At 66.1% G+C, this 23806-nt stretch carries 15 protein-coding genes; 11 read left to right on the top strand and 4 right to left on the bottom strand.

Going from position 1 to position 23806, the window contains the following annotated elements; genetic code table 11:
- The first annotated feature begins 18 nt into the window (after positions 1–18).
- From SH591_RS11140 to gpmA, 3 genes are read left to right on the top strand one after another with little or no spacing between them, the layout of a single operon-like run.
- On the top strand, positions 19–627 hold the full coding sequence (locus SH591_RS11140) for a DUF4136 domain-containing protein (RefSeq protein WP_322831574.1): 609 nt from the start codon (positions 19–21) through the stop codon (positions 625–627).
- On the top strand, positions 624–1757 hold the full coding sequence (locus SH591_RS11135) for a M14 family metallopeptidase (protein WP_324749182.1): 1134 nt from the start codon (positions 624–626) through the stop codon (positions 1755–1757). The genes SH591_RS11140 and SH591_RS11135 overlap by 4 nt, the downstream gene beginning before the upstream one ends.
- A 1-nt stretch (position 1758) precedes the next feature.
- Positions 1759–2445, top strand: coding sequence for a 2,3-diphosphoglycerate-dependent phosphoglycerate mutase (gpmA, locus tag SH591_RS11130; RefSeq protein ID WP_324749181.1), 687 nt, complete (start codon positions 1759–1761; stop codon positions 2443–2445).
- Here gpmA and SH591_RS11125 read toward each other — a convergent pair.
- Positions 2442–3023 (bottom strand): GGDEF domain-containing protein, encoded by a 582-nt coding sequence (locus SH591_RS11125; protein ID WP_324749180.1) that lies wholly within the window; start codon positions 3021–3023, stop codon positions 2442–2444. The genes gpmA and SH591_RS11125 overlap by 4 nt on opposite strands.
- Before the next feature lie 168 nt (positions 3024–3191).
- On the opposite strand from SH591_RS11125, the gene purE reads away from it, so the two are divergent.
- Positions 3192–3647: a 5-(carboxyamino)imidazole ribonucleotide mutase gene (gene purE, locus SH591_RS11120; RefSeq protein WP_324751367.1), complete on the top strand. Its 456-nt coding sequence runs from the start codon at positions 3192–3194 to the stop codon at positions 3645–3647.
- Positions 3644–4714 carry a 5-(carboxyamino)imidazole ribonucleotide synthase gene (locus SH591_RS11115; protein WP_324749179.1) on the top strand — a complete coding sequence of 357 codons (1071 nt, stop codon included), beginning with the start codon at positions 3644–3646 and terminating at the stop codon, positions 4712–4714. The genes purE and SH591_RS11115 overlap by 4 nt, the downstream gene beginning before the upstream one ends.
- A 45-nt stretch (positions 4715–4759) precedes the next feature.
- Here SH591_RS11115 and SH591_RS11110 read toward each other — a convergent pair whose 3' ends face one another.
- On the bottom strand, positions 4760–7660 hold the full coding sequence (locus tag SH591_RS11110; RefSeq protein WP_324749178.1) for a M16 family metallopeptidase: 2901 nt from the start codon (positions 7658–7660) through the stop codon (positions 4760–4762).
- 125 nt (positions 7661–7785) lie between these two features.
- Here SH591_RS11110 and SH591_RS11105 point away from each other — a divergent pair, with 125 nt between their 5' ends.
- From SH591_RS11105 to clpB, 4 genes are all read left to right on the top strand, one after another.
- A complete protein-coding gene (locus SH591_RS11105; RefSeq protein WP_324749177.1) occupies positions 7786–9399 on the top strand; it encodes a M28 family metallopeptidase in 1614 nt (537 codons plus the stop codon).
- A gap of 205 nt (positions 9400–9604) precedes the next feature.
- Positions 9605–11773, top strand: a complete 2169-nt coding sequence (locus SH591_RS11100; RefSeq protein WP_324749176.1) for a YggT family protein — start codon at positions 9605–9607, stop codon at positions 11771–11773.
- Between the two features lie 145 nt (positions 11774–11918).
- Positions 11919–14126: an acylase gene (locus tag SH591_RS11095; RefSeq protein WP_324749175.1), complete on the top strand. Its 2208-nt coding sequence runs from the start codon at positions 11919–11921 to the stop codon at positions 14124–14126.
- Between the two features lie 114 nt (positions 14127–14240).
- Positions 14241–16817, top strand: coding sequence for an ATP-dependent chaperone ClpB (clpB, locus tag SH591_RS11090; protein WP_324749174.1), 2577 nt, complete (start codon positions 14241–14243; stop codon positions 16815–16817).
- Positions 16818–16907: 90 nt separating this feature from the next.
- On the opposite strand, the gene SH591_RS11085 is transcribed toward clpB, so the two are convergent.
- The gene (locus SH591_RS11085; RefSeq protein ID WP_324749173.1) at positions 16908–19796 is read right to left on the bottom strand and encodes a TonB-dependent receptor domain-containing protein; all 2889 of its coding nucleotides are present in this window, start codon (positions 19794–19796) and stop codon (positions 16908–16910) included.
- A gap of 568 nt (positions 19797–20364) precedes the next feature.
- On the opposite strand from SH591_RS11085, the gene SH591_RS11080 reads away from it, so the two are divergent.
- Both SH591_RS11080 and SH591_RS11075 read left to right on the top strand, forming a co-directional pair.
- On the top strand, positions 20365–22128 hold the full coding sequence (locus SH591_RS11080) for a tetratricopeptide repeat protein (protein ID WP_324749172.1): 1764 nt from the start codon (positions 20365–20367) through the stop codon (positions 22126–22128).
- Positions 22125–23066, top strand: a complete 942-nt coding sequence (locus SH591_RS11075) for a class I SAM-dependent methyltransferase (protein WP_324749171.1) — start codon at positions 22125–22127, stop codon at positions 23064–23066. Before SH591_RS11080 ends, SH591_RS11075 begins: the two co-directional genes overlap by 4 nt.
- Here SH591_RS11075 and SH591_RS11070 read toward each other — a convergent pair.
- Positions 23041–23778 (bottom strand): 2OG-Fe(II) oxygenase, encoded by a 738-nt coding sequence (locus SH591_RS11070; protein ID WP_324749170.1) that lies wholly within the window; start codon positions 23776–23778, stop codon positions 23041–23043. The two genes, SH591_RS11075 and SH591_RS11070, sit on opposite strands and share 26 nt — an antisense overlap.
- Positions 23779–23806: the final 28 nt, after the last annotated feature.

The following is a 23806-nucleotide window of genomic DNA, read 5'->3' as shown; positions in this document are numbered from 1 at the left end:
TTAGCACGAGGTTCCGGAATGAAAGCTGTTTTTCTCCGTACGGGCGCCCTTCTTCTCGCAGCTTCGCTCGCGGCCTGCACGACCGGCGGCGGCTATGGCAGCGCGGGGAGCGATGTCACCCGCTTCCATTTGAACCAGCCGATCGCCCGCGCGCCGATCGCCGTCGAGCCGGCCAATCCGGCCGACGCGAACAGCCTCGAGTTCCGCGCCTACCAAGATGCGGTCGCGCGCCAGTTGAGCCGCCTCGGCTGGACCGTCGTCAACACCGTCGGCCGCTCCGAGCAGGTCGCCACGGTTGATGTCGAGCAAGGCAGCCGCGAGGCGCTGCGCGAGCGCTCGCCGGTCACGATCGGCGTCGGCGGCAGCACCGGCGGCTGGCGCAGCGGCGTCGGCGGCGGCGTGAGCTTCGGCCTCGGCGGTGGCCGATCGGGCGAGATCGTCGGCACATTGCTGGAGGTGCGCATCAAGCGCCGTTCCGACGGCACCGTTTTCTGGGAGGGCCGGGCAACCACCGAAGCCCCCGCGACGAGCGAGGCCGCGCAGCGCACGGTGGCGGTCGAAAAGCTCGCAGATGCGCTGTTTCGGGACTTCCCCGGAGAGTCGGGGCGCACTATCAGGGTCAAATGAATCTCTCCGTTACGAGCGCCTTTGATGGCGGCAATATTCGTCTGGTCGGCATCGAGGAAAACCGGGTCGACCTTGAAATCGTCAAGGATCACCAGTCCGATTTCTACCAGTGGTTTTTCTTCCGGGTAACCGGCGCCGGCGGCAGGCCGCTGCAGCTTCGCATCCTGAACAGCGCCGGCTCCGCCTATCCCAATGGGTGGCCCGGCTATCGCGCCCGCATGTCGTACGACCGCGAATATTGGGAGCAGGTCGAGACCGGTTATGACGATGGCGTCCTGACGATCAGCGTCACGCCGGCTTCGGACAGCGTCTGGTTCGCCTATTTCGCGCCCTACACGATGGAGCGGCACCACGATTTCGTCGCCCAGGTCGCAGCCTATCCCGACGTCGAATATCGCTCGCTCGGCCAGACGCTCGACGGCCAGGAAATCGACTATTTCCGTATCGGCGACGGCCCCTTGCAGGTCTGGCTCTACGCCCGCCAGCATCCCGGCGAGACGATGGCCGAATGGTGGATGGAAGGCGCGCTCGAGAAACTGCTCGACGACGCCGACCCGGTTTCGCGCCGCCTGCGCGAGAAGGCGACCTTCCACGTCGTCCCGAACATGAACCCGGACGGCTCGCGTCGCGGCCACCTCCGCACCAACGCCGCCGGCGTCAACCTCAACCGCGAGTGGCATGAGCCGACCGCCGAGCGCAGCCCCGAAGTTTTGTGGGTACGCAACGCGATGGACCGCACCGGCGTCGATTTCGCGATGGACATTCACGGCGACGAGGCGATCGCAGCCAACTTCCTCGCCGGCTTCGAAGGCATCCCGAACTGGACCCAGGCGCAGCAGGATTTGTACGATCGCTTCAGCCAGGAGCTGGTCCGCATCTCGCCCGATTTCCAGACTGCCAAGGGCTATGAGGTTTCGGCGCCGGGCAAGGCCAACCTGTCCATGTCGACCGCCCAGCTCGCCGAGCGTTTCGGCGCCGTCAGCATGACGCTCGAAATGCCGTTCAAGGACAATGACGACCTGCCCGATCCCGATCATGGCTGGTCGCCCGAGCGCAGTCAAATGCTCGGTCGCTCGTGCCTCGACGCGCTCTACGCCATGGTCGACGCCTTGCCGAAGAAGAGCCGTTAAAATGCCCCGTCTCGTGCTGATCCGCCACGGCCAGTCGTCGTGGAACCTGGAAAATCGCTTCACCGGCTGGTGGGACGTCGACCTGACGCCGAAGGGCGTGGAGGAAGCGCGGCTCGCCGGCGAGCTGATGGGGTCGAAGGGGCTCGACTTCGACATTTGCTTCACCAGCCTGCAGACCCGCGCCATTAAGACGCTGCACCTGGCGTTGGAGCCGATGCTGCGCCTGTGGCTTCCGGTCGAGAAGAGCTGGCAGCTGAACGAGCGCCATTATGGCGGCCTTACCGGCCTCAATAAGGCCGAGATGACGGCCAAGGTCGGCGAGGAGCAGGTCAAGATCTGGCGCCGGTCGTTCGACATCCCGCCGCCGGAGCTCGAGGCCGACAGCGAATATGACCTCGCCGGCGACCGCCGCTATGCCGGGATCGCCATTCCGCGCACCGAGAGCCTGAAGGATACGATCGAGCGCGTCCTGCCCTACTGGGAAGAGCGGATCGCGCCGGCGCTGAAGCGGGGCGAGCGCGTGCTCATCTCGGCGCACGGCAATTCGCTGCGCGCTCTGGTCAAGCATCTCTCCAACATCCCGGACGATGAGATTACCGGCCTCGAAATCCCGACCGGCCAGCCGATCGTCTACGAGCTAGACGACCAGCTCAACGCCCTGGAGCGTTACTATTTGAAGGACCGCTAGTCGCCGCTCTTCGCGCGGTGCAGATTGCGGTCGGCGCGCAGCATGACGTCGTCGGCGCTGTCGCCGGGAAGGATGGTGGCCACGCCGATCGCCGCTTCGAGCGACACCGAGGCCCCACCGACGTCGAGCGGATCGGCGGCGATGCAGCGTTCGAGCCGCTCTGCGGTCTCGATCGCGCTGTTATGGTCGAGATGGTCGACGATCAGGCCGAACTCGTCGCCGCCGATGCGCGCCAGCACGTCGGTCGAGCGGATGAGCTCGGCGAGCAGGCGCGCGACATGGATCAGCGCGGCGTCGCCCGCGACATGGCCATAGCGGTCGTTGATCGCCTTCAACCCACCGAGATCGATGTGGAGCAGCGCCGCTGGCGTGCCGTGGCGATTGGCATGGCTGACGACGCGTTCGAGCTCGCGCAGGAAGCGGCGGCGATTGGGTAACGGCGTCAGCGTGTCGCTGTCGGCGATCTGCTCCAGCTCCGCCACGCGCTCGCGCATCTCGGCGAGCGAGGCGCGCAGCAAGGCATTTTCGTCGCTCAGCTGCTCGATCAGATGCACCTGTGCTTTTTCGTCTTCCGCCATGCGACCGTCCGCCTTTCGACGCCCGATCCTACGCGCCATCCGTTAACGCATCGCCAAAAGAGGCGGCGCCCCCAATTGCCTAGCGGGGGGTCGGTGGTTAAGAAGTGCCGCTTCGCCGGGCAAAAGGGTAGAAAATTGGCAGACGAAGCTCCGCAGATCGGGATCATCATGGGCAGCCAGTCCGACTGGGAGACGATGCGCCACGCCGCCGACGTCCTGGACGTGCTCGAAGTGCCCTATGAGACGCGCATCGTCTCGGCGCACCGCACCCCCGACCGGCTCGTCGAATATGCCAAGAGCGCCGTCGGCCGCGGCCTCAAGGCCATCATCGCGGGCGCTGGCGGCGCCGCCCACCTTCCCGGCATGGCGGCGTCGATGACCCGCCTTCCCGTGCTCGGCGTGCCGGTGGAATCCAAGGCCCTGTCCGGCATGGACAGCCTCCTCTCCATTGTCCAGATGCCCGGCGGCATCCCGGTCGGCACGCTCGCGATCGGCAAGGCCGGAGCGACCAATGCCGGCCTGCTCGCCGCCGCGATCCTTGCCACGCACGACGAAGCCCTCGCCGGCCGGCTCGACGCGTGGCGCCAGCGCCAGACCGACGGAATCGCCGAGCGCCCCGAATGATCGCACCGGGCTCCACGATCGGCATCGTCGGCGGCGGCCAGCTCGGGCGCATGCTCGCCATGGCGGCGGCCCAGCTCGGCTACAAGATCCATATCTACGCGCCCGACGAGGCGCCGCCGGCGGCCGAGGTCGCGGCTTTGTTCACGCGCGGCGCCTATGACGACGAGGTAGCGCTCGCGCGCTTCGGCGCCAGCGTCGACGTCGCCACCTACGAATTCGAGAATATCGCCGCGGGCCCCCTGAAGGCGCTCGCCGAGAAGGTGCCGGTTTATCCGCCCCGGGCCGCGCTCGAAGTGGCGCAGGACCGGCTCTCCGAAAAGGAATTCGTCGCCGGCCTCGGCGGGCGTCCGGCGCCGTTCGCCGCCGTCTCCAGCCGCGAGGAGCTCGGCCGGGCGCTTGCCGAAATCGGCACGCCCGCGATCCTGAAGACACGGCGCTTCGGTTATGACGGCAAGGGCCAGGCGCGCATCATGAATCCGGCTGATGCCGACGCTGCCTGGGACGCAGTGAAGGGCGCGCCCTGCGTGCTCGAGGGCTTCGTCCCGTTCGATGCGGAATTCTCGATCCTTTTGTGCCGCACCCCCTCCGGCGAGATCGTGATCTGGGACGCGCCGGAGAATGTGCACGAAAGCGGCATCCTCGATCGCTCGACCGTGCCCGCCTCCCCGGCCCTGCGCCCGGCCATAAAGGAGGCCGAGGCGCTCGCCCGCAAGGTCGCCGACGCGCTCGATTATGTCGGGCTGCTGACGCTCGAGTTCTTCGACGGAGCCGAGGGTGCGGTGTTCAACGAGATGGCGCCGCGCGTCCACAATAGCGGCCACTGGACGATCGAGGGTGCGCTCACGTCGCAGTTCGAGAACCATATCCGCGCCGTCTGCGGCCTCCCGCTCGGCGCGCCCGATCTGGTTGTGCCGCGGGTCGAGATGCAGAACCTGATCGGCGAGGACGTGCGCGACTGGGCGCAGATATTGTCCGACCGCACCGTCCATCTGCACCTGTACGGCAAGGGCACGACCCGCCCCGGCCGCAAGATGGGCCACGTCACCCGGCTCGTCGGCAAACCCTGAGCGCAGCCCGATCCGCCCTCCGGGGAGGGCGGATCGCTTGCACCCTCACTTCAGAGTCGCGACCTCGACCGGCATGCCGAGCTTGTCGAGCTGGCTGCGGATCTTGGCGGCGTCGCCGACCACGACCCAGACCAACTTGGCCGGGTCGACGGCCGCCCGCGCCGCCTTGTCGAGGTCGGCCGCCGTCATCGCGCGATAGCGGCTGGCCAGCGTCTCCTGGTAATTGTCGGGCCGGTCGAACAGCGCATTGCCCTGCATCGCAGAGAGCACCGCGCCCGAAGTCTCGAAGCTGCCCGGCAGTTCGCGGATATTGCCGTTCATCGTCCGGGTCAGCTCGGCCGGGGTAACGCCCTTGCTGCCCAGGAACGCCTGCATCTGCTCCTGAAGCGCCTTGATCGAATCGCCGGTGCGATCGGCCTGGACCGGGGCGAAGACGATATAGGGCGACTGGTGCTCGGTTCGGTTGACGAAGCCCGACACGCCATAGGCCCAGCCCTTGGTCTCGCGCAGGTCCATGTTGAGGCGCGACAGGAAGCTCCCGCCGAGCACGTCATTGGCGGCCAGCAGGGTCGTGAGATCGTCGGTGCCCTTGCCCGGCAGGATCTCGCCGGCGAGAATCATCGATTGCGGCGATTGCGGCCGATCGACCAGCACGATGCGCGGCTTCGGCGCAACGATGGCCACGTCGAAATTCTTCTCGACGCGCGGCGCCGCCGGAGGTGCCCAATGGCCGAAGCGGGCCTCCAGCATCGGGGTGATCTCGGCTAGGCTGGTGTCGCCCACGACAAACACTTCAGCATTTTCGGGGCGGATCCAGCTCCGGTGGGCTGCGACGACGTCATCGCGCGTGAGCGCGGTGACCGTCTCGGCGCGGCCCGAGCCGGTGAACGGCGTCCCGTAGGGATGCTGGTCGCCGTAGAGCAGGGGCGGCAGCGTCCGCAGCGCGATGCCGGTCGGCTGGGTGAGCTCGCTGGCGATGCGCGTCAGCTGCTGCGAGCGGAGCCGTTCGAACTCGCTCGGCTCGAAGGCGGGATTCTTGACCACGTCCGCCATCAGATCGAGCGAGGCCGCGAGGTTGGGCTTCAGCGCCGACAAGGTCACGGTCGTGCGGTCGAGCGACGGCGCGATCGAGAGTTCTGCGCCGAGCCGCTCGCGCGCCTCCGCCAGCTCGCGGGAATCGAGGGTAGCAGTTCCCTCGTCCATCAATGTCGCCATCAGGCTTTGCAGGCCGAGCTTGGTCTTCGGGTCCGAAGCATAGCCGGCGTCGAACTGCATCGACACGAGTACGACCGGCACGGCTGCGCGGCGCGCGAACGCGACCTTGATGCCGTTGGACAGAGTGGCGCGCTCGACGTCGGGGAAGTCGAGGTCGGCGATCGGGCCGACTTCGGGGAGCTTCGAGCGGTCGACCTGGAAGAAGCTGCGCGGCTCATGCGCCTGCGGCTTGGGCGCCAGCGGCTGCTCGTCCGCACCGGGCGTGCGATAGTAACGCGGGCGCTGCGACGCGACGGCGCCCTTCTTTGCGCCCGCCTCGACATAGGGATCGCGCTCGCCGGGAATAACGGTCAGCGCATAGACCGGACGTGTCAGCCACTTCTGCAGCGCGGCGCGGACGGTGGCCGGCGTCTGCTGGGAAACGGCGAGAAGCTGCTTCTGGTAGAATTCCGGATCGTTGGCGTAGAGCTCGCCTTCGGCCAGCGCGACCGCCTTGCCGCCGAACCCGCCGACCTGCTCGAGCCCGCGGATGCGGTCCGAGACGACCGTCATCGCGACGCGCTGCACCTCGTCCTGGGTTGGCCCGTTCTGGATGAGATCGGCGATGATCGCATCGAGCCGTTGCGCCACCGCATTGGCGTCAGCGCCCGGCTTCACGTCGACCTGGACGTCGAAGATCCCGACGCGGTGGAAGTCCTGAAGATCGGCCGATACGCGGACAGCGGTCTGGTCCTTGCGCACCAGCTCGTTGTCGAGCCGCGAGCTGGCGAGGCCGCCGAGCACCGAGGCGCCGACTTCGAGCGGCACGACTTCCGGATCGAGCATGCCGGGGACGGCCCATTTCCTGTAGATGCGCGTCGTGGCGACACGATCCTTCATCACCTGCGTGAGCGGCGCCTTGAGCGTCGACACGTCGGCCGCGGCCGGCTCGTTGACCGGTCCGCGCGGAATGTCGCCGAAATATTTGGTGACGAGCGTCTTCGCCGTCGCGACATCGACGTCGCCGGCCAGCACGAGCACCGCGTTGTTGGGGCCGTAATTGTCGCGGAACCACTGCTTCACGTCGGCGAGGCTGGCCGAATCGAGGTCGGCCATCGAGCCGATCGTCGAATGGCGATAGGGGTGGCCTTCCGGAAACAGCGCCTCCAGCTCGGCATATTCGACCAGGCCGTAGGGCTGGTTGTCGCCCTGCCGCTTCTCGTTCTGGACGACGCCGCGCTGGTTATCGAGCTTCTCCTGGGTGACCGCGCCGAGCAGGTGGCCCATGCGGTCGCTCTCGAGGAACAGGATCGTTTCCAGCGCCGCCTTGGGCACCGTCTGGAAATAATTGGTGCGGTCGAACCAGGTGGTACCGTTCAAATCGGTGGCGCCGATCTGCTGCAGCGGTTCGAAGAAGTCGCCCGGGGCATTCTCCGATCCGTTGAACATCAGATGCTCGAACAAATGGGCGAAGCCGGTCTTGCCCTTGGGCTCGTCCTTCGATCCGACATTGTACCAGATGGAGGCCGCGACCACCGGGGCCTTGCGGTCCTCGTGGACGATGACCCGCAGGCCGTTGTCGAGCGTGAACTCCTGATAGGGGATGTCGACCGCGCGGACGAGATCGGCCACCGGCGCGGGCGCCGAACTGCCTGCCGTCGATACCGCCGCGGTCCGTTCGGCGGGCGTGGTCGTGCAGGCGGGAAGCGCCAGCGACGAAAGCAGGATGATTGTCAGCAGCTTATGGCGCATGTTGGTCCCCTTCGATTCTTCGGCGCCCACCATAACCCACCGTTTTAGCGGCGCAATACGCCAAGGGGCTGGACAAGGGGCCTTGGAGATATAGGTTTCGCCCCGAACCCTATTCGAAGGATCCCATGCGTTTAAAACTGATGGCGGCAATGGCCGCGGTATCGATGTCGGCCGTGTCGTTCGCCCAGGCCGCTCCCGAATTCACGGCCGACGGATTCCGCTCGCACGTCGCCTTCCTGGCCGACGATCTGCTCGAAGGCCGCGAGACCGGCACGCGCGGCTATGACATCGCCGCCCGGTACGTCGCGACGCAGTTCGAGGGCCTGGGACTCAAGCCCGCCGGCGCGGACGGCTGGTATCAGCCGGTGCCGTTCGTCACCTACAAGCTCGGCGAGACGCCCGCGACCGTGACGATCGGCGGCCAGACCTTCGAGAATGGCAAGCATCTGTCGATCGGCGCCAGTGCGCGCGAGCCGAGCCAGAGCCTCGAAGCGCCGGTGGTCTTCGCCGGCTACGGCATCGACGCCCCGGCCCAGGGCTTCAACGATTATGCGGGCCTCGACGTCAGGGGCAAGGTCGTCGCCCTGCTGAGCGGCTTCCCCAAGGGCACCCCGAGCGAGCTGGCCGCCCACCTCAATTCGCAGAAGACCAGGATGGCGCAGGAGCGCGGCGCGATCGGCGTCGTCTATCTGCGCACGCTCGCCGACCAGAAGCGGCGGCCCTGGACGGAAATGGCCCAGTCGTCGCGCGAGGCGAGCATGACCTGGGTCGGCACCGACGGCCAGCCGTTCAGCAGCGCCCCCGGCATCCGCGCCACGCTCACGCTCGACACGCCCGCCGCCGAGGCCCTGTTCGCCGGGGCCAAGACGCCGCTCGCGGCCGTGCTGGCCAAGGCCGACAAGGACGGCGCCAAGCCCAAGGGGTTCGCGCTGAAGCGCTCGATCAAGGTCGACCGCCAGAGCGTGGTCGCCAAGGCGACCAGCCCGAACGTCGTCGCCATCCTGCCCGGGGCGGACCCGGCGCTCGCCGGCGAATATGTGCTGCTGATGGCCCACCTCGACCATGAGGGCGTCAATCCGAAGCGCGAGGGCGCGGACAAGATCTATAATGGCGCGATGGACAATGCGACGGGCATTTCGACCATGCTCGAGGTCGCCCGCGCCATGGCCGAGACCGGCGAGCGGCCGCGCCGCTCGATCCTGTTCGCCGCCGTCACCGCCGAGGAGAAGGGGCTGCTCGGCTCGCAATATCTCGCCAAGCATCCGGTGATCGGCGACGGCAAGCTGGTCGGCGTCGTCAATCTCGACATGCCGGTCTTGCTCTACGACTTCACCGACGTGATCGCCTTCGGCGCCGAACATTCGACGCTGGGCCCGATCGTGAAGCGCGCCGGCGCGCAGATGAACGTGGCGCTCGCCGCCGATCCGCTGCCGCAGGAGAATCTGTTCGTCCGCTCCGATCATTACCGCTTCGTCCAGGAGGGCGTGCCGTCGGTGTTCCTGATGACCGGCTTCGGCAATGGCGGCGACAAGCAGTTCACCGGCTTCCTGTCGACCAACTATCACAAGGTCAGCGACGATCTGAAGCAGCCGATCGACTGGCAGGCCGGCGCCAAATTCGCGCGCATCAACTATCTGATCGCCCGCGAGATCGCCGACGCCGACGAGGCGCCGCGTTGGTATGCCAAGAACTTCTTCGGCGACACCTTCGCCGCCGGCCAGCCCAAGGCTGGGCGCTAAGCCCGGCGACGCCCCGCCCTTGCCCGAACGTGCAGGGGCCGGGCGCGGCCGGTGCGTTTATGCCGCGCTCTCTCGCGCCAAGAACCGACTAAATCGGATGTTCTTGTTCCTCGACTCGATTCCGGCCGAGGCGTAAAATTTGGGGCCTTAGGGGGCGATTACTCCACTCGTCATGAGCCGTGCTTCGGCACGACGGGAGATCGCCATGGCTACCAAGACACCCTCCGCCGGACCGTCGGACATCAAGCGGTTGATCGACCTGCGCCGCCGCTTCCGCGCCCAGATCCTGAGCGACCCGCATTTCCTGCACGACCAGTCGAAGCGCGCGTTCGAGGGCGGGGTCTCTCTGCAAGGCAACACCACCTTCGAAAAGCTCGGCTGCGTCGGCTACCAGCCCCAGACAGAGCGGCTCGAAGCGGTCGTCTACATCAACGAGCCGAGCGGCTATGGCGGGCAACTATGCACCGACGGGTCCCAGGAGTTCGTGCGTTTCTACGCGTCGTGGGACGATGGGGGGACGTGGACCGATCTCGGCCTCTCGGCCTTCACCGTATGGGACATTCCCGAGGGCACCGAAGGTCGCGCGCGGCTCGAATATGCGGCGACGCGGCGCACCGATTTCCGGCGGCGCATTTGCCTGCGGCCGCAGATCGTCATCATCCGCGCGATCCTCTCCTGGAGCGTGCCGCCGCCGGCCAACATGCCGGACTGGCCGCCTTTCTGGGGCAACGTCCATGAAACCAACATCCTGGTCGAGCCGCTGCGGCGGTGGCGGATCCACGATCTCTTCGAGGTCACCAAGGTCCAGCCGGCGCCGGAGCTGATCGAGGCGCTCGACCTCGAGTCCTCGGTCGCCGTGCAGCCCAAGGCGCTGTCGGTCGAGGCTCTGCAGAAGCTCTACAAAGGGAGCGACGTCCCTCCCAAGCGCTACGCGCTGCCGCAACTGCACAGCCTGCTCAGCCACGGCGCGATAACCGCCGGGCTGCCGCCGGGCTCGCCCCTGTCGAAGCAGCCGTTCACGCTCGGGGCGATCGACGCCAACCTCCCGGACCTGGTTGCCTTGCTCGACCCGGGCGATGGCAACACGACCTATGAGGAACTGGAGTGCATCGGCTATGACCCGGAAGACGACAGCATGGTCGGCGTCGTCCGCGTCAAACGGCCGACCGGTTTCTCGGGCGGCCCGTGCACATCGGGCAGCCGCGAATATGTCACCTTCTGGGCCGACCTCAACAATAACGGCACCTTCGAAACCTGTCTCGGCACGGCCGAGGTCCGCGTCTACGACATCGCGAGATTCCCCCGCACGGGGCTCGAGTTCGCGGTCCACCTGCCGGTCAACCTGATCCGCTACCGAATACCGTGTCAAAAGGGCCCGCGACTGATCCCGATCCGGGCCATCCTGTCGTGGCAGGTGAAGATACCCTGCAGCTCGCCCGACAAGACGCCGGTCTGGGGCAACCGGCTGGAAACGGTCATCCATGTCGCGCCCGGCCGCGAGGTCGGCGACAAGGCGGAGCCATTGCTCTCGTCGGTCGGCAGCATCCCGGTCAGCAAGATCGACAGCGCCGGGCTGGCGCAGGACGCGGTCGCCATTTCGACCGGCGCCTATTTCAACCAGGCGCCATTCGGCGGCCGCATCAATCTGGCCGGCAAGATCGTCAACGGCAATGCCGGCACGCGATACCGCGTCATGATCCGCCCACAAGGCGGAGGCGCCTTCCTGCCGCTCAACCTGGAACCCAACGGCATCCCGATGACGATCGTAACGCCGGGACCGGTCATCACGTCCACGACGCAGCACGCCGCGCCGGACGGCTATTACGACTACCAGGACTATTCGGCGAACCACTATGTGGAGAGCAACATCCTGGCGGTGTGGCGGACCGGAGCCGGCGAGCATGGCAACGTCTACGAGCTGCGCGTCGACATCAAGGATCCGTCCAACCCGTTCGTCGACATCCAGAGCAATGTCGTCACCGTTGAGATCGACAACGAGGCGCCAGCCGTAACGCTCGCGTTCACGCTGGTCGGCGGCGATTGCGCGCATTTCGACGAGAATACGGTGTTCAACGGCACGTTCAGCGTCACCGACCCGCATTTCGGCGCATTCAGCTTCGAAATCCTGCCGCCCGGGCCGGCCGCCGGCGTGCTTCCTGCGCCCGCGTCGGGACGCAGCCTCTACCTGGCCGGGGCGATCCCCGATCCGGGCATCAGCACGGGCTTCGCGCTCGATACCGCGGGCATGTCGCCGTGCGGCTACGCCCTGGTGCTGCACGCCTCGGACCGCACCAACGTCAACAGCGGCCAGGGCAACAATTACAACAAGGATTCGGTCGGCTTCTGCCTCGGTTCGCCGCCGCATCCCGAATGAGCGACGCGGAGCGCCGTGAGGAGAGTTCATCTCTTCACGGCTGCCCCGTTTCCCGCCGAAGCAACCCTGAGGCTCGACTTGGGCGGGCCTGCCATGGCAACGTCGCGCCGCCGTCCGGCGCCATGTCCTGCAGGAGCCCTGTTCAATGCCCTTCCCGCCCGTCGCGTCGACGTCGCTGCGCCGTCTCGTCCTGCTCGTCCTGTTGCTCGTCTCGGTTCCGGCCGCGGCGGCCGTCCCTTCGAAGGCGGACACGCAGCGGTGGGAACGGCAGGCGGAGCGGGTGACGATCACCCGCGACAATTGGGGCATCGCCCATATCAAGGGAAAGAGTGACGCCGATGCGGTGTTCGGCATGGTCTATGCCCAGGCCGAGGACGACTTCAACCGCGTCGAGACCAACTTCATAAACGCCATGGGCCGCCTCGCCGAGGCCGAGGGCGAGAAGGCGATCTGGCAGGACCTGCGGATGAAGCTCTTCATCCAGCCCGACGACCTGAAGGCGCGCTATGCCAGGAGCCCCGCCTGGCTGAAGTCGCTGATGACCGCCTGGGCGGACGGGCTCAATTACTATCTGGCGACGCATCCTGAGGTGAAGCCCCGCGTCATCACCCGCTTCGAGCCGTGGATGGCTTTGAGCTTCAGCGAGGGCAGCATCGGCGGCGACATCGAGAAGGTCTCGCTCAGCCAGCTGGAGGCGTTTTACGACAAGCGTCCGGTCGCCCTCACCGCCGACGAGACCGGCGCGCGCTTCCGCGAGCCCTCGGGTTCGAACGGCTTCGCGATTGCGCCGTCCAACACGACCGGCGGCAACGCGCTGCTGCTGATCAATCCGCACACGAGCTTCTTCTTCCGCGCCGAGCAGCAGGTGACCAGCGACGAAGGCCTGAACGCCTATGGCGCGTCGACCTGGGGCCAGTTCTTCATCTACCAGGGCTTCAACGAGCGCACCGGCTGGATGCACACGTCGAGCGGCGTCGACGTGGTCGACGAGTTCCTCGAGACGATCGCCGAGAAGGATGGCCGCCCCCATTATCGTTACGGCCAGGAGCTGCGCCCAATCACGACATCGACGGTGACGGTGCCGTACCACACCGCCGACGGCACGATGGCGAGTCGCAGCTTCACCGTCTACCGCACCCATCGCGGCCCGATCGTCCGCGAGGACGGCGGGAAATGGGTCAGCATGGCGCTGATGCACAAGCCGGTCGAGGCGCTGAGCCAATCCTTTCTGCGTACCAAGGCGAAGGACTATCGCTCCTTCCTCAAGGTCGCCGAGCTCAAAGCCAATTCGTCCAACAACACGATCTTCGCGGACGCGGACGGCAACATTGCCTATTTGCACCCGCAGTTCATCCCCGTCCGCGACAATCGCTTCGACTACACCAAGCCCGTCGACGGCAGCGACCCGGCCACCGACTGGAGAGGCCTCCACGCGCTCGACGAAGCGCCGCGGCTGCTCAACCCGGGCACCGGTTGGATCATGAACACCAACAACTGGCCCTATTCGGCGGCCGGGCCCAACAGCCCGAAGCAGGCCGCCTTTCCGCGCTACATGGACATGTTCGGCGAAAATCCGCGTGGGCTCCACGCCATCCGCGTGCTCGAGGGCAAGAAGGACTTCACCCTCCAGGGCCTGATCGACGCGGCCTACGATCCCTATCTCCCCGCTTTCGCGCGGCTGATCCCGATCCTGATCGAGGCCTGGGACCGGGCGCCCGCGTCCGACCCGCTCAAGGCGAAGCTCAGGGACCGGATCGCTTTGCTGCGCGGCTGGGACTATCGCTGGTCGGTCCAGTCCGAACCGACCTCGCTTGCCGTCTTCTGGGGCGAAGCGATGTGGGTCGATGCCGGACCGGAAGCCAAAAGGCTGGGCGTCAACGTCTACGATTACGTCGCGGATCGCACCACCGACGCGCAGAAGCTGCAGGCGCTCGCCGCCGCTTCCGACCGGCTGGAGCAGGATTTCGGTAGCTGGCGCACGCCCTGGGGCGAGATTAACCGCTTCCAGCGCCTGACCGGCGACATCGTCCACCCGTTCGACGACAAGGCGCCGAGCCTCCCGGTCGGCTTCACCTCGGCGCAATGGGGCTCGCTCGCCTCGTTCGGCGCCCGCCGCCAACCCGGCACCAAGCGCTATTACGGCACGCTCGGCAACAGCTTCGTCGCGGTGGTCGAGTTCGGCGACAAGGTGAAAGCCAAGGCGGTCTCCGCCGGCGGCGAAAGCGGCGATCCCCAATCGCCCCATTTCAACGACCAGGCCGAGATCTACGCGAAGGGCGGATTGCGCGAAGTCTATTTCTACCCGGACGAACTGGAGGGGCGGACCGAACGAAAATACCGGCCCGGCCGCTGAAACGCAGGGATCATCGCCCACGCGTCCGATGTTACTGGGGGGGCGATATGTGAGGCCATCTTGTGTTGCCCAACAGCAACACTACATGGTGCCTGAACAGCAACAGGGGCAGCTATGAACCTCGAGAAGTTTACCGACCGGGCCCGTGGTTTCCTGCAGGCGGCACAGACCGTGGCGCTGCGGATGAACCACCAGCGCATCGCACCCTCCCACCTTCTGAAAGCTCTGCTCGAGGACGAGCAGGGCATGGCTTCGGGCCTAATCGCCCGCGCCGGCGGCAGCGCTCCAGCGGCGCTGCGCGAGACCGACGAAGCGCTCGCCAAGATCCCCGCCGTCTCCGGCAGCGGCGCCAGCGCGGCGCCGGCGCTCGACGGCGAGAGCATCCGCGTCCTCGACCAGGCCGAGCAGATCGCCCAGAAGGCCGGCGACAGCTACGTCACTGTCGAGCGGCTCCTGCTCGCGCTCGCCATGTCCAAGAGCGATGCCGGCAAGGCGCTGCAGGATGCCGGGCTCAAGCCCGATGCCCTCAATGCGGCGATCAACGAACTGCGCGGCGGCCGCACCGCCGACACCCAATCGGCCGAGGACCGCTATGACGCGCTGAAGAAGTTCGCGCGCGACCTCACCCAGGCGGCACGCGACGGCAAGCTCGATCCCGTGATCGGCCGCGACGAGGAAATCCGCCGCACCATCCAGGTGCTGGCGCGGCGCACCAAGAACAATCCGGTGCTGATCGGCGAGCCCGGCGTCGGCAAGACCGCGATCGCCGAAGGGCTGGCGCTGCGCATCGCCAATGGCGACGTTCCCGACACGCTCAAGGACCGCCGCGTCATGGCGCTCGACATGGGCGCGCTGATCGCCGGCGCCAAATATCGCGGCGAATTCGAGGAGCGCCTCAAGGGCGTGCTCGACGAGGTGAAGGGCGCCGAGGGCGAGGTCGTCCTGTTCATCGACGAGATGCATACGCTGATCGGTGCCGGCAAGGGCGAAGGCGCGATGGACGCGTCGAACCTTCTGAAGCCGGCGCTTGCCCGCGGCGAACTGCACTGCATCGGCGCGACCACGCTCGACGAATATCGCAAGCATGTCGAGAAGGACCCGGCGCTGCAGCGGCGCTTCCAGCCGGTGTTCGTCGGCGAGCCCACCGTCGAGGACACGGTCTCGATCCTGCGCGGGCTGAAGGAGAAGTACGAGCTGCACCATGGCGTGCGCATCACCGACGGCGCGATCGTCGCCGCCGCGACGCTTTCGAACCGCTACATCACCGACCGCTTCCTCCCCGACAAGGCGATCGACCTGATGGACGAGGCTGCGTCGCGGCTGCGCATGGAGGTGGAATCGAAGCCCGAGGAGATCGAGAATCTCGACCGGCGCATCATCCAATTGAAGATCGAGCGCGAGGCGCTGAAGAAGGAGAAGGATCGGGCTTCGCAGGACCGGCTCGCCGCGCTCGAGGAGGAGCTCGCCAATCTCGAGCAGCAGTCGGCCACGCTTACCGCGCGCTGGCAGGGCGAGAAGGACAAGCTGCAGGGCGAGGCCAGGATCAAGGACGAGCTCGACAAGGCCCGTACCGAGCTGGAGCAAGCGCAGCGCGCCGGCGACCTCGCCAAGGCCGGCGAGCTTGCCTACGGCACCATCCCGCGGCTCGAGAAAACCCTTGCCGATGCCGAGGCTGCGACAGAGAGCGCGATGCTGCGCGAGGAAGTCACTCCCGAGGACATCGCCTCGGTCGTCGCCCGCTGGACCGGCATTCCGATGGAGCGGATGCTGGAGGGCGAGCGCGCCAAGCTGCTGCAGATGGAAGAGGAACTGGGCAAGCGCGTGATCGGCCAGGAGGATGCCGTCCGCGCAGTCGCCAAGGCGGTGCGCCGCTCGCGCGCCGGCCTGCAGGATCCAAACCGGCCGCTGGGCTCGTTCCTCTTCCTCGGCCCCACCGGCGTCGGCAAGACCGAGCTCACCAAGGCGCTGGCCGATTTCCTGTTCGACGATCCCCACGCAATGGTGCGGATCGACATGTCGGAATATATGGAGAAGCACAGCGTCGCGCGGCTGATCGGCGCGCCGCCGGGCTATGTTGGCTATGAGGAAGGCGGCGTGCTGACCGAGGCGGTGCGGCGCCGGCCCTATCAGGTCATCCTGTTCGACGAGGTCGAGAAGGCGCATTCGGATGTGTTCAACATCCTTCTCCAGGTGCTCGACGACGGCCGGTTGACCGACGGCCAGGGCCGCACCGTGGATTTCGCGAACACGATCATCATCCTCACCTCGAACCTCGGCAGCCAATATCTCTCGTCGATGACGGACGGGCAGAAGGTGGAGGAAGTCGAGCCCCAGGTGATGGACGTGGTGCGGGCGCATTTCCGCCCCGAATTCCTGAACCGGCTGGACGAAATCATCCTGTTCCACCGGCTCGGCCAGAGCCACATGGGCCCGATCGTCGACATCCAGGTCAGCCGCGTCCAGGCGCTGCTCGCCGACCGCAAGGTGACGCTGGCGCTGACCGACGGCGCGCGCGACTGGCTCGGCCGCGTCGGCTACGATCCGGTCTACGGCGCGCGGCCGCTGAAGCGCGCGGTGCAGAAATATCTGCAGGACCCGCTCGCCGACATGATCCTGCGCGGCGAGGTGCCCGACGGCACCACCGTCAGCGTCGAAGAAGGCGACGGCGCCTTGCTGCTCAAGGCCGGCTGATCCGGCTTCTCGCGGACCGCATCGCGAGCACAAAAAGAAAGGGGCAGAGCCGAAGCTCTGCCCCTCTTTCTTTGGCCGTGGCCGGACCGCTTAGAAGCGGACCTGCACACCCGCATAGAAGCGGCGGCCGAACGGATCGTAGACGTCTGCCTGCGTTTCCGTACCGGTCACCGAGTTGTTGAAGGGCGGGCTCGGCAGGAACGGCGGCTTCTTGTCGAAGACGTTGTCGACGCCGGCATAGAAGCCGAAGCGACGGTCTTCGCCCACGTCCCAGCGGAACTGGAGATCGTGGTAGAAGTACGAGTCGATCTTGTTCATCGCCACGATGTCCGGGTTTGCGTGCGTGAAGATCGCGCTCGAAACCGCATCGCTCATGTAGTTGACCTGCCAGCTGCCGGTGAAGGCTCCGGTCTTGTAGGTCACGCGGCCAGTTGCCTTGTGCTCCGACAGGCCGGCTTCACCGGCGTAATCGATCACAGGAGCCGACGGGTTAGCCTGCGTCTTGTGGTCGATCAGGTAGGTGTAGTTTAGGGTCAGACCGAGACGATCGTCCTCCATCAGCCCCAGCGGACGCTGGTAGCGGAGCGCGAAGTCGACGCCCTTGGTCTTCATCTGAGCGACGTTGATCAGCTGCCCGTTCACCGTCTCGATCAGGCCGGTCTGCGAATTCCGGAGGATCTGGTCGCAGAAGATCGGACTGGAAGTCAGCAGGCACTGCTGGATCGAGAGCTGACGGCCCATAGTGTTGATCGCGTCGTCGACCGTGATGTCGAAATAGTCGGCCGACAGGCTGAAGCCCGGCAGGAAGCGAGGCGTGAAGACAGCACCAAGGGTGAGCGTCTTCGCGGTTTCTTCCTTCAGGTTCTGGTTGCCGCCCACAAAGCCGTTGATGCCCTGAGTCTGGCCCAACGTGTAAGCGAACGAACCGTTTGCCGCGATCGCGGCGGCAACCTGCGGGATGCTCCGGCAAGCTGCGTCATAGACGCCGGTGCTGGCGGCAGTCACGCCGTTGCAGGGATCGCTGACCGACGCGAAGGTCTCCGACGGCGCCGAGAAGAGCTCGGAGATGTTCGGAGCACGGTTGGCCTGGGCATAGACACCGCGGAAGCGAAGGCCCTTGAACGGCTCATACTCGGCGCCAGCGTTCCAGCTGACGACGCTGCCGATGGTCGAATAGTCCGAATAACGGACCGCACCGGTGAGGCCGAGATAATTGACGAAACGCATGTCGCTGAGCAGCGGCACATTGGTTTCAGCAAAGACTTCCCAGACATCGAACTGACCGCGGGTGTCCGGAATCAGGTTGCCGGTATTTCCGCCCGTGTTGGTCAGGATGTCGAGGTCATCGACGCTCTTTTCCTTGCGGTATTCAGCGCCGAAAGCGACGCCGACATCCCCGCCCGGGAGCGAGAACAGGCTGCTGTTAGACACCGAAGCCGAGAGGATCTGCTGCTCGTTCGTGATGACCTGGCTCTTCGGTACCACCGCCTGAACGTAGGCCGAGGCCTCAGGGCTGGCGGTGTTGAAGCCGAACAGGTTGATCGGAGCGCAGCCTTCGGCGCGGGCCGCGGCGCTGCGGCAGCGGATCGTGCCGTCCGGGGCGACTTCCGCGTCCATCGCGTTGGCGAGCCGGTTCTTGTCGATGGTCTCGGACGAGTTCGAGTCCTTCATGTAACCGTAGACGTAGCTGAGCTCGTAATCCCAGTCGTTCGCGATGTCGCCGCGGATACCCGTCGCGATACGGTAGGTATTGCGCTCGGCCTTGTTGCTGCGGTCGAACACTTCGTTGAAGCGGCGGCGCGCGCTGATGCTCGTGACATCGTTGGTCGCGTCCGCGTCGCTATTGCGAGCGTCGATGACCGCGCGCAGGGCGGCCGGGACGAACGGGTTGTCGAGGCTGTAGGCCGGACCGTCGGGATTCGAGACGCGACCGAAGCCAAGAGCGGACGCTTCGAGAGCAGCGTTCGACTTGACGTTGGCATAGGTGCCTTCGGCGAACAGTTCGATATTGTCCGTCAGTTCGTACTTGGCGATCGTGCTGACGAGGATGCGCTCGACCGGCACCGCGATGCGGCGGACCGCGTTACGGTTGAAGCCCGAGCCAGCCGGATAGCCGGTGACCAGGTTGTTATTGCGGTCGAACGTGTAGGTGCCGCCGGCCTCGTCGAGCGTGCCGTCGGGACGGGTCAGGATGAACTGGCCCTGCGGCGAGAATGCGCTGTAAGCGGCCGGGCCGCAGGTGACGCGGCCGCTGATGACGCCGCAATCCTGCGACGACATGGCGCGATCGCGCGAATAGAGGCCCTCGTCCTTGTCGTACGAGATGTTGCCGAGGAACGACCCGCGGTCGTCGGCGCCGAAGGTGGTGCCGGCAGTCAGGCTCCCGAAGTAGCGCGCGTTATCGCCCTTTTCGGTGATGTTGTACTGGCTGCGGAGCTGGATGCCTTCGAACTTGTCCTTCATGATGAAGTTGACGACGCCGGCAATGGCTTCCGAACCGTAGACGGCCGAGGCACCGCCGGTGACGATCTCGACGCGCTCGATGAAATCGGTCGGGATGTTGTTTACGTCGACCGCGGAATCGCCCGCGAAGCCCGCGATGAAGCGGCGGCCGTTTACCAGGGTGAGCGTGCGGCTCGAACCCAGGTTGCGCAGGTTGATCGTGGAAACGCCGGTTCCCGACGTGAGGAAGTTCGAGTTGGTGCGGCTGTTGCCGACGCCGACCTGAGGCAGTTCGTTGAGCGTGTCCTGGATGTTGACTGCGGCGTCCTGCTGCAGCTCGGCGGCGCCGATGACAGCAACGGGGACGTTGGAGTCGATGTCCGGACGCGCAATGCGCGAACCCGTGACGACGATTTCTTCATTCGCCTCGGCGGCGGGGGCTTCGGTTTCTGCCTGGGCGAAGGCCGGCGCGCCATAGGCGGCCATGCCGAGCAGAAGAGTGGACGCCAGCAACTGCTGACGGACGCGGATAGTCATGTACTTAAGTTTCCTTATGACACTTGCTCACGCGCGCCCCAGCCGGGCCGGCTCGATGATCGCGCGACGGGGCAAGGCCTAGGCCGCGCCGCGGAGCCGCAGCAATCTGCGGGTAACCGACATGTCATATAACGAAAGTTACATGTGGCCCCTTTGCCACAGTTTTCGATAATGTGGGTTTCGTCAGGTTGACTCGAAATTGCCCCGATGAAGCAAATACTTACAGCCATATGGGACTCAAATCGCCGGGCATCCGTCGCACCGAGCAGAGTGACTTTTTTGGGGAGTGCCGTTGGGGCTCGCGGCGCGTAGCGGCTGCTCACCCGGGACGCCGCCTTCCAAGCATCGTCCGATTGGCTGACCGGGGAGCAGATTCGCCGGGATCGAGCAGAGCTTTCCGTCGGTCTTCCCTGCGCACGGACCATCAAGGTCCGCGGCCGACCGGCAAGCTCGGGCGAAGGAAAAGGCGGGGGGCGACATGCTGCAAATCCGAGAGTGCGCCAGGCGACGAGCGATCCGCCGGGCGCCGCGGCTGGACAGGCGACCGGGCACCGGCCATTCACGACGCATGGGCGGAATCGACATCAACGCACTCTTCGCGCGGGCCGAGCGCGCATTCGCGGCCGGCCAGTTAGAAACGGCTCGAGCCGACCTCGTCCAGGTACAGCGGCTCGCCGGCGACCATCCGGCCATTCTTCATCTGCTCGGCCTCGTCGAGAAGAAGCGCGGGGTGATCGACGCTGCGAAGGCGAGCCTGGAGCGGGCGCACCGGCTCGCTCCGGCCGATCCGCAGATCAACAACAACCTGGCGAACCTGCTCGGAGATATCGGCCGCCTCGACGATGCCGTCGCGCATTATGAGCGGGCGCTTGCAGCCCAACCCCATTTCACGGAGGCGCGCTACAACCGGGCCCTGGTGCTTCAGAAGCTCGGTCGCCTCGACGAAGCGCTTGCCGACCTCGACCATTTGCTGGCGAGTCGGCGCGAAGCTAGATTCCTGGCCGCGCGGGGGAGCGTCTTGCGCGCGCTCGATCGGCGGGCGGAAGCCGCCGCGGCCTATGACGCGGCGCTGGCGGTGGAACCCGCGCGCCTTTCGGCTCTCCATGGGCGGGCACGCGTTGCGCTGGAGCGGGGCGAGGAAGACGCCGTCACCTTCTACCGCCGGGCCCGGGCGCTGCGCCCGGAAGATGACGAGATTCTGCTTGGTCTTGCGCAGGCGCTCGAGGCAGAAGGCGATCCGGAGGGGATCGCGCTGCTCGCCGCCGCGGTGCGAGCGAATCCGACGTGGTCTATAGGCCATTCGACTCTGGCGCGCATGCGCTGGGAAGCCGGCGAGGGCCGCGATTTTACCCGCGATATGGAGCAGGCCTTAGCCTCCAATCCCCACAATCGCGCCTTGTGGACGACCCTTGCCGGCACGCTTGCAGCGGCGGATCTTCCCGCGGAAGCAGCCGATGCCGCCTTGAAAGCGCGATCCATATTGGCAGCAGACGACGAACTGTCGTTGCTGGAGGCGTTTCAGGCATCGGAAGCCGGCCAGATCGAGCGTGCGACACAGCTTTTCGATAGACTCCCCGACACCCTCCCGGGGCGAAGCGCGCTGGAGGCGCGGCACCGACTGCGTATCGGCGACTATGAGGGAGCGGCCCGTTTCGCCGACCAGGCGCGCGAAGAGAATCCCGCTGATATCGGCGCCTGGGCCGTGACCGGACTGGTGTGGCGGTTGGTCGGCGATTCTCGGGCAGATTGGCTGAACGCCAGCGAACTCGTGACCGCGACGCCTCTCGCGCTCGACGCGGCGCAAGTCGATGCGATCGCGGACCGCTTGCGCAGCCTTCACCGCACCCGATCGCACCCGATCGGCCAGTCCGTTCGGGGCGGCACCCAGACGCGCGGCAGCCTCTTCGCACGCGAAGAGCCCGAAATCCTGATGCTGAAAAAGGCTGTCACGGAGTCGGTGGGGCAATATTGGGAACGGCTGGCCCCCCGCGACCCGCTACACCCGCTCCGCCGGCATTGCGGGCAGACGCCGCGTTTCGCCGGCTCCTGGTCGGTTCGGCTGATTGGCGGCGGCTTCCACGTCTCGCATTTTCACCCGAACGGTCTGCTTTCCTCGGCCTGCTACCTCGTGGTGCCTGCAGAAGCGCAGCCTCTCGAAGGCTGGCTGGAGGTGGGCGGCCCGCCCGCCAATCTTGATCTGACGTTGGAGCCGCTGTCCCGTATCCGGCCTGTGCCGGGTCATTTGGCGCTGTTCCCGAGCTATCTCTACCACGGCACGCGGCCGTTCGCCGCCGGCGAGCGGCTGACCGCAGCCTTCGATATCGCCCTATGAGCCGCGAGCGAGAGAAGCCTAATGCGTGGCAGCATTTTTGGACCGACGGCGGCGGACGGAAAGGTGCCGGATGCCTGCCGCAACGAAGCGATGTGGTGGACGCGGCGCAGCGGGCCGTTTGGGAAGGCTTTGCCCGGAAGCTCCCCACAGGCGCGAGCGTGCTCGATGTCGGGACGGGCGGCGGGATCGTATTGGCGTGGATGGCGGGGACGCGCAGCGACCTGAAGCTGACCGGCATCGATTCAGCGCCGTCCCTGCCTCCGTCGCCAAAAGGCACGAAATTGCTGTCGGGAATCGACATGCGGAAGCTGCCTTTTCCGGCGCACCGCTTCGAAGCCGCGGTTAGCCAGTTCGGATATGAATATGGCGATGCCGAAGCGACCAGCATCGAGATTGCCCGGGTGGTGAAGCCCGGAGGCCACCTGCTTTTCTTGATTCACCACAGCGCAAGTCCGATTGTCTCGCACAATCTGGCGAGGCGAGAGGCATTGCTGTGGCCGCTAATGCCGGGCGGGTATCTGGAGCGGGCGAAGACATTCGCGACCCACGGAATGGCACTGGGCCTGCCGATCCCGGCTTCGTTCCGTGCCGGCATCGACGAAGCCCGACAGCGTTATCCGGCCCAGAGCGTCGCGGCCGAGATCGTGACGGGCATCCTGCAGCGGCTCGAGAGCGGCCAACGGACGCCGGGCGGTGCCGGCGCCTTGCTCGACCAACTCGAGCGGAGCGCGCGCGGCGAAGCAGAGCGGATCGCGTTGCTCGGCCGCGCAGCGCACGACCGATCCCGCATCGAAGAGACCGCGCGGCAGCTGGTTCAGGCCGGATTTGGCGAGATCGTAATATCCACCGTTCCGGAACGGTCGACGGGACAGCCGCTTGCCTGGCTCCTGCGCGGCGTTCTCGACGGCGCGGTCAGCGGTCCCGGAACCAGCCGGTAATCGCAAAGCGCCCGACCGGAGCGAAGGGCGGCACGTAGGTTACGTTGTGTTTCTGCGGCACGCGGAACATATTCAGGGAATTAAAGCGTGGCTTGAAACCCCCGATGACGTCGCCCTCCTCGTCGTAGAACATCAGATAGCCGCCCCAATCCGGCCTCCAGTCCTCGGAGCAGAAGTTCATCACATAGGCGACCTGCCATCCTTCCGCGACGTGACTGTCGTCGTGCAGGGACAGGAACTGGTTCGGCGCGTAGAGCGTCGCCTGGGCATCGGCCTTCACGAGTTGAGGCATGCCGGTGATTTCGCGGACGAGCGAGAGAAGCGGTTCGGCATTAATATGCTCGACCAGCAGATCCAGCGCCGGATGCTCGCCCCAGCGCTCCAGATAGGCGTTGAGCATCGGATATTGCGAATAGAGAAAGGCATAGTCCTGGCCGCTCACGGCTCCGGAAATCCGCCGCCATAATTCGCTTTTCTGTTCCGCGCTGGTCTGCGCGAGCTCCTGGCGGCGAAGCATGTGCGGGCCATCGTCTCCTGCCCGCCAGGCGAGACCCCACGGAGTTTCCGCAGCGAGGACATGCTGGATCGTTCGCGCGGCGCGCGGATCGAGGAAGTCGCGCAATTGTGTCCGGCCGTCGCGGGTGAACCTGCTCGCCGCCGCCGCGACATCAAGCGCGGGGTTCAGCTCAAACAGGGGAATGACTTCCGACAACGCTATGCGCTCCTCAAGGCTTGGTCTG

The sequence above is a fragment of the Sphingomonas sp. LY54 genome (genome assembly GCF_035594035.1).
Taxonomy (GTDB): Bacteria; Pseudomonadota; Alphaproteobacteria; order Sphingomonadales; family Sphingomonadaceae; genus Allosphingosinicella.
The sequence above is the reverse complement of the archived record's forward strand: the minus strand, read 5'-3'. Positions and strand labels throughout refer to the sequence as shown.

Bases quoted from the DNA above. Each gene is read 5' to 3' on its own strand.
- SH591_RS11140 (WP_322831574.1), top strand. From the start codon at position 19: ATGAAAGCTGTTTTTCTCCGTACGGGCGCCCTTCTTCTCGCAGCTTCG.
- SH591_RS11135 (WP_324749182.1), top strand. From the start codon at position 624: ATGAATCTCTCCGTTACGAGCGCCTTTGATGGCGGCAATATTCGTCTG.
- gpmA (WP_324749181.1), top strand. From the start codon at position 1,759: ATGCCCCGTCTCGTGCTGATCCGCCACGGCCAGTCGTCGTGGAACCTG.
- SH591_RS11125 (WP_324749180.1), bottom strand. From the start codon at position 3,023: ATGGCGGAAGACGAAAAAGCACAGGTGCATCTGATCGAGCAGCTGAGC.
- purE (WP_324751367.1), top strand. From the start codon at position 3,192: ATGGGCAGCCAGTCCGACTGGGAGACGATGCGCCACGCCGCCGACGTC.
- SH591_RS11115 (WP_324749179.1), top strand. From the start codon at position 3,644: ATGATCGCACCGGGCTCCACGATCGGCATCGTCGGCGGCGGCCAGCTC.
- SH591_RS11110 (WP_324749178.1), bottom strand. From the start codon at position 7,660: ATGCGCCATAAGCTGCTGACAATCATCCTGCTTTCGTCGCTGGCGCTT.
- SH591_RS11105 (WP_324749177.1), top strand. From the start codon at position 7,786: ATGCGTTTAAAACTGATGGCGGCAATGGCCGCGGTATCGATGTCGGCC.
- SH591_RS11100 (WP_324749176.1), top strand. From the start codon at position 9,605: ATGGCTACCAAGACACCCTCCGCCGGACCGTCGGACATCAAGCGGTTG.
- SH591_RS11095 (WP_324749175.1), top strand. From the start codon at position 11,919: ATGCCCTTCCCGCCCGTCGCGTCGACGTCGCTGCGCCGTCTCGTCCTG.
- clpB (WP_324749174.1), top strand. From the start codon at position 14,241: ATGAACCTCGAGAAGTTTACCGACCGGGCCCGTGGTTTCCTGCAGGCG.
- SH591_RS11085 (WP_324749173.1), bottom strand. From the start codon at position 19,796: ATGACTATCCGCGTCCGTCAGCAGTTGCTGGCGTCCACTCTTCTGCTC.
- SH591_RS11080 (WP_324749172.1), top strand. From the start codon at position 20,365: ATGGGCGGAATCGACATCAACGCACTCTTCGCGCGGGCCGAGCGCGCA.
- SH591_RS11075 (WP_324749171.1), top strand. From the start codon at position 22,125: ATGAGCCGCGAGCGAGAGAAGCCTAATGCGTGGCAGCATTTTTGGACC.